Below are 3,866 nucleotides of genomic sequence, written 5' to 3' on the forward strand. Positions count from 1 at the left end.
GACGCGAGAACATCGCCATGTTCGCGCGCCTCTTCGACGTCCCGCGCAAGCAGCGCGCCGAGCGGGTCGCCGCCGCGCTCGACACGGTCGGCCTGCTGGACGCCGCCGACCGGATGGCGAAGACGTACTCCGGCGGCATGGTCCGCAGGCTGGAACTCGCGCAGGCACTGGTCTCATCGCCGCGCCTGCTGCTCCTCGACGAACCGACGATCGGTCGGACCCGATCGCCCGCGCCTCGGTGTGGGAGCGGATCGCCGAGGTCCGTGCCGTCACCGGCATGACTGTCTTCGTCACCACGCACTACATGGACGAGGCCGACCAGTACTGCGACCACATCTCGCTGATGCACCGCGGGATCATCCGCGCCACCGGCTCCCCGCAGGAGCTGAAGGCCTCACTGCCTTCGGGCTCGGGCACGCTCGAAGACGTCTTCCGCCACTACGCCGGCGACACCCTTGACGAGCCGACCTCGGGAGAGTTCCGCAATGTCCGTGCCACGCGCACCGCAGCCGCCCGTGTCCGCTGAGACGCCCGTGCCCACTGCGCCCACTGCAACCGCCCCGTCCGCCCCATCTAACCCATTCACCGCATCCACCGCATCAACCGCCATTCCCTCCCTACTCACCCAACCCACCGGCCCACTACGCACCGGTTGGAGCGTGCTGCCCGCACGGATCGGCGCACTCTGCATCGTCGAGCTGCAAAAGATCCGCCATGACCGCCATACTGCGGCGATGCTCGTCACTGCTCGCCGGTCCAGTTGCTGAACTGGGCCGCTGTGCCAGGAGAAGCATCGACGACCGTGTCTCGAACGCGCCTCGAAGACTCTTCACGCGAACGCTGCCGAATCTCGGTGCTGACTACGATTACTGTCATGGCGATTCAGGGTTCTAGTTCTTCCGCTCCGCCCGAAGCCGCCGCGTCGGCGGTCTTGCGTGCGCGGCTGACGGTCGCGATCGTGTTCATCGCAGTACTTGTCACCAATCTGGACTTGTTCGTGGTCAACATCGCGCTGCCGCGCGTCGGCGATGACTTCCACGGCGCTTCGCTCAGCGCGCTGTCCTGGGTGCTCAACGCATACGCGATCGTGTTCGCCTCGTTGCTGGTGGTCTTCGGGCGCTTGGCGGGCCGCGGTGGGCAGCGCGGCGGGTTCCTGCTCGGCCTCGTGGTCTTCACGGTCGGTTCCGCACTGTGCGCGGTGGCCACAAATACGGGGTTCCTGGTAGGTGCCCGGGTGTTGCAGGCCGTCGGGGCCGCCGTGCTGGTGCCCACGTCTCTGGCGTTGCTGCTGGTCAACACGCCGACGGAGCGCCGCGCGGTGATGCTGCGCGCTTGGAGCGTGGCTGGCGGGGTCGCCGCCACCATCAGCCCGGTCGTCGGTGGATTGCTCGCCCAGGTCGGCTGGCGCTGGGTGTTTATCATCAACCTGCCCCTCGGCGTTGTCGCGTTCATTGTCGGCATGCGCACTCTGCCCGAGGTGCGTGACACCGAGCGCGGCAAGCTGCCTGATGTGTTCGGCGCGGTCCTGCTGGCCGGCTCGATCGGCGCGCTGGCTCTTGGTCTGGTGCAGGTGAGCTCGTGGGGCTGGGGCTCGGCGCGCACCGTCGGCACTTTCGCCGCCGCCATCGTCCTGCTGGCCGGCTTCCTGATCAGTTCCGCGCGCCACCCGTCCCCGGTCGTCGAACTGCCGGTGCTGCGCCTTCGTGCCCTCAACGCTCCGGCCGCCGGGCTCCTGCTGTACAGCGCCGGGTTCGCCGCCATGGTCCTGTCCTGCGCCGAGTGGACCCAGAACGTCTGGGGCTACTCCGCTTTGAAATCCGGCCTGGCCCTTGTCCCCGGCGTACTGATGGTCCCCCCGTTCTTCCGCATCTCGGGAATCCTGTCCAAGCGCATCGGCCCCGGCGCGGTCGCCGCCCTGGGCAACTTGTTCTTCGTCGTCGGCCTCCTGGTGTGGGCCCTGCGAATAACCGTCGCCGCCGACTACGCCGCAGCCATGCTGCCCGGCGCTGTGATGGTCGGCATCGGCATCGGTCTGGCCCTGCCGACCCTGGTCGCCACAGGTGCCTTCTCCCTGCCACTTGAGCGCGCCGCGACCAGTTCCGGCGTCATCAACATGTCCCGCCAAATCGGTGCTGTGATCGGCGTGGCCGTCCTCGTCGTCACCCTGGGCAAGCCTGTCGGCACAGACGCCACTCACACCGCCTTCCGCCACGGGTGGTACGCCATCATGGTCATCGGCCTGCTGGCCGCAGCCGCCTCCCTCCGCATAGGTGGCTCTTTCAAGCCCTCGCGATCGCAACGCACCGCCACGCCCGCCGGACAGGGACAGGCAGACGTCGAAGTATCCGCGGCATCGTAGATATCAGGGCGTGTCAAGGCAGGGACAGTGATCTGAAGCACTGATCTGGCATGAGATCTGGCACGAGAGCCTCGGACCAGTACCGCGGTCCGAGGCTCTCGGCTGTCTACCGGGGCTGCGACCTGCGGTGAGGGAGTGAGCTGGTGAGGGGACTCGAACCCCTAACCACCTGTTTACAAGACAGGTGCGCTGCCAATTGCGCCACACCAGCGGGCGTCGGAGCCGGGAGATGGGCTCAAACCAGGAACCATCCTACCGGGCGGCTGGGGTACTCCCCACTGAGTTCCGGTGAGGGGCAGGTTGCGCAGGGGCGACGCGCGTGGTTGCGCTCGTGTTGTTGGTGAGGTCGGCTCGTGCGGTGCGGTTGGTGGTGGTGGGTGCTGGTGTCGGCTCGACGAACTCGGGCGTCGGTGTCGTGCGTAGGCGGTACGCTGCGTGCGTTTGGCGCGGTGCGGTGCTTTATCTGCGCGCTGTGTTGGTGTCGGTACGTTGCGTTATCTGTCACGCGGTGTGGCTGATAGTGACAAGATGCTTGTCAGAGGATACGGTCAGCGAAGGTCGCAACGACCGCCTTCCAACTCGGATCGTCCGGCACGTTCCTGCCGGTTGAAAGGGAAGTAGGACTATATCAATGACCGGTGTCGTTTATGAGGAAGCCAGCTGCATCTACCCGGGCGCTGAGCGGCCCGCCGTCGACAAGCTGAACCTGGACATCCAGGACGGGGAGTTCCTCGTGCTGGTCGGGCCGTCGGGCTGCGGGAAGTCCACCTCGCTGCGGATGCTCGCGGGGCTGGAGGAGGTGACGGCGGGCACCATCCGGATCGGGGAGCGCGACGTTACGCACCTGCCGCCGAAGGACCGGGACATCGCGATGGTGTTCCAGAACTACGCGCTGTACCCCAGCAAGACCGTCGCGGAGAACATGGGCTTCGCGCTGAAGATGCAGCACGTGCCCAAGGACGAGCGGGCCCGGCGGGTCCGCGAGGCCGCCCGCCTGCTCGACCTGGACGACAAGCTCCTGGACCGCAAGCCCAAGGCGCTGTCCGGCGGGCAGCGGCAGCGGGTGGCCATGGGCCGGGCCATCGTGCGCGAGCCCCAGGTCTTCCTGATGGACGAGCCGCTGTCCAACCTGGACGCCAAGCTGCGCGTGCAGACCCGCAGCCAGATCGCCGAACTGCAGCGCCGCCTCGGCATCACCACCGTCTACGTCACCCACGACCAGGTCGAGGCGATGACCATGGGCCACCGGGTCGCCGTGCTGGCCGGCGGGCAGCTGCAGCAATGCGACACGCCGCGCCAGCTGTACGACAACCCGGTGAACCAGTTCGTCGCGGGCTTCATCGGCTCACCCGCGATGAACCTGCGGACCGTGCCGATCGTGGACGGTGCGGTCCGGCTGGCTGGCACGGTGCTGCCGTTGCCTCCCGCGGTTCGCGCGGCTGCCAGCGAGGCGGGCCTGCTCGAGCTTGTCATCGGCATCCGGCCTGAGCACCTGCACCTTGTCGGT

General features: G+C 67.5%; 2 protein-coding genes, 1 tRNA gene and 1 pseudogene. 3 read left to right on the forward strand and 1 reads right to left on the reverse strand.

Going from position 1 to position 3,866, the window contains the following annotated elements; all coding sequences use genetic code 11:
• Nucleotides 1-526: pseudogene (locus tag VGS97_RS29395) on the forward strand (ABC transporter ATP-binding protein); the annotation flags it as partial.
• Between the two features lie 348 nt (nt 527-874).
• Entirely contained in the window at nt 875-2,359 is a 1,485-nt protein-coding gene (locus VGS97_RS03605) for an MFS transporter (RefSeq protein ID WP_326851724.1), read from the forward strand.
• Between the two features lie 138 nt (nt 2,360-2,497).
• Here VGS97_RS03605 and VGS97_RS03610 read toward each other — a convergent pair.
• A tRNA-Thr gene (locus VGS97_RS03610) sits at nt 2,498-2,570 on the reverse strand.
• 420 nt (nt 2,571-2,990) lie between these two features.
• On the opposite strand from VGS97_RS03610, the gene VGS97_RS03615 reads away from it, so the two are divergent.
• On the forward strand, nt 2,991-3,866 hold an 876-nt coding region (locus VGS97_RS03615; protein WP_326851725.1), incomplete at its 3' end, for an ABC transporter ATP-binding protein.

Origin of the sequence: Actinocrinis sp. (assembly GCF_035946395.1) — a bacterium.
In the GTDB taxonomy this organism is placed as follows: Bacteria; Actinomycetota; Actinomycetes; order Streptomycetales; family Catenulisporaceae; genus Actinocrinis.

Coding starts and splice junctions, on each gene's coding strand:
- VGS97_RS03605 (WP_326851724.1), top strand. CDS start 875: ATGGCGATTCAGGGTTCTAGTTCTTCCGCTCCGCCCGAAGCCGCCGCG.